At 26.2% G+C, this 2,280-nt stretch carries 2 protein-coding genes; both read right to left on the bottom strand.

The genetic code is table 11. The annotated features are described in order from the left end of the window. Window positions 1–39 precede the first annotated feature (39 nt). Window positions 40–1,656, bottom strand: coding sequence for a DHHA1 domain-containing protein (locus BGI41_RS08610; RefSeq protein ID WP_369829839.1), 1,617 nt, complete (start codon window positions 1,654–1,656; stop codon window positions 40–42). A 63-nt stretch (window positions 1,657–1,719) separates the two neighbouring features. Further along, window positions 1,720–2,001 carry a signal recognition particle subunit SRP19/SEC65 family protein gene (locus BGI41_RS07785; protein ID WP_088540130.1) on the bottom strand — a complete coding sequence of 94 codons (282 nt, stop codon included), beginning with the start codon at window positions 1,999–2,001 and terminating at the stop codon, window positions 1,720–1,722. Window positions 2,002–2,280: the final 279 nt, after the last annotated feature.

Consider the following 2,280-nt stretch of genomic DNA (forward strand, 5'->3'; position numbering starts at 1 on the left):
TTACAAAATAAATTAAAAATGAAAGAATACTAAATTAAATCATAATTTACCATATAAACTTTCATTAAAATCATTAAGGAATTCATCTTTATATTCAATTGGAATATATGCACCACAAGCTACAGCGTGACCTCCACCATTTCCACCTAAATTACGTGCAATCTCACGAATTATATTACCAAAATGAACACCATCATATGCAAGAAGTCTTGAACATCTTAATGAAATTTTTAAAATATTTGGATTATCTTCTAAAGGAACAAAACCAAGAATAGGTTTTCTCCAATCACCATAAGATAAAACCATACCTGTAATAGTACCAATTACAGTTGTTCTAATTCCCTTTCCCTTATCTTCAGGTGTAGAAAGATTACTACCATCAAAATATTGAATATTATCCATTTGAACAAGAGCATCCATATCTGGAATAAGTTGAATATGAGTAGCAAGATATCTTCTATGATTTCTTGAAATAATATTTAATTTATCAAGAGCAACATCACGATCCCCTTTTAGAATATCTAAAGCAACAAAATCTTCATTATTTCTAACACATGCATTCATAGCTGTTGAAAATTCTGCAGCATCCCTTAAAAATGTATGATCATCTTCTTTTAAAAATTCAAAAGTATCTGCAGCTACAAGTTTTGGAATATATTTAACATATTTTCCTGGAACTTCACGTGATAACATTTTAACAAGAGCAGAGAACAATCTACTTTTCTCAGACTTATCTAAATCTGCAAGAGTCCTAAATCTATCACCTAAACTTCTAAGGACAGTTAAACAATCATCTTTAAGACTATCTGAAATATCAGATTCTTCAATAATACTAATACAATCATTTACTGATTTATGTTCAATACCAAGTTCAACTAAAACAGATTCACATTCCTGTTTATATTCTACAGGAACAATAGAATCATTTAAAACTTCAACACACTCTTTTTTACGAGGAATATTTAATTCATCTAAAAGTGCAATACATTCAGTTTTATTATTTGTAATTGGAAGATTAACATCACTAAAATAAGATAATGCAACATATAAAGGTCTTGTTTCACGACCATATAATGATAAATCACTATTTCGTTTAACTAAACCATCATTAATAGCATCTTGAAGTATTAATTTATTAAGACCTTCCATTTTACCAGTGTGAGTATTTTGCATATCTCCTACAGCACTTAATACACCAATCCAACTTAAATCAGAATATCCAAATTCTTTTGCAAGATAATAACATAATCCACCACCACAAATATAATATGTACCATTAATACCATAATGCATAGGATTAATTTCTAAAAAATTACAGTCTGCAGTGTTTCTATAATTTTTATCCCTTAAAGGAGGGTGATGGTCTAATATAATAATAGTAGAATCTTCAGTTGCATTTTTCTCAACAGGTTGACCAGAACCTAAATCTGAAAAAATAGTAAGTTTATGATCAATAGGTAAATCTTCTAATTTATCAAGAGAAACAAAGTCAATATCATAATCTTTACCAATTCTTTCTAAGATAGTACTAAGAATCGCTCCAGAGGATATTCCATCACAATCAGTATGACTATAAATCATAATGTCATCATTTTCAAGAATAATCTCTTTAGCTTTTTTATATAAATCCTTCATTTCAGAAGGTAAATCTTCCATTGTCTCTGCAACACCATTTATCATAATATTAAAACCTTAAAACACATATTTTAAAAAAAAAAATTAGTTTCTAATTTCTTTAATTTTAGCTGCAACTTCTCTAAGTAAAACAAGTTTTTTCATATCAGTATCAACAGCTACCCTACCAGTATGTTCATACCATAAACCTGGATAAGTCTTATCTTTCTCAACTAAAGGTTTCAAATGTAATTTATAACATGCTTTCCTAATTTCATTTAAACTTGGATCATCTACAGCATCTTTTTTAGAAATTTTACGTCCTTCTTTAAGAGTTCTATTTGAATCTAAGTATACAGGCCATATTGTCATAAGTTCATTTTTCATACTATAATTCTCCTAAATATTTTATATAATATAATATATTATTTATTAAACTTCTTAATAAATATTTATTTCCCTTATATAGAATTTTCTAATTAAATTAAATTAAAATAAATTAAAAAGATTTAAATAAAAAAATAAAGACTAGAATTTTGAAAATAAGAAAGTAAAAAGATAAACATCAATAAATTAAAAGAAAATCAATGAAATTTAATAATAAAATATTAAATAGAGTAAAATTCTATTTTTATAAATTTAAATACTAAATTAGTAAGATTATGT

This window comes from Methanobrevibacter sp. 87.7 (assembly GCF_002208625.1).
Classification (GTDB): Archaea; Methanobacteriota; Methanobacteria; order Methanobacteriales; family Methanobacteriaceae; genus Methanarmilla.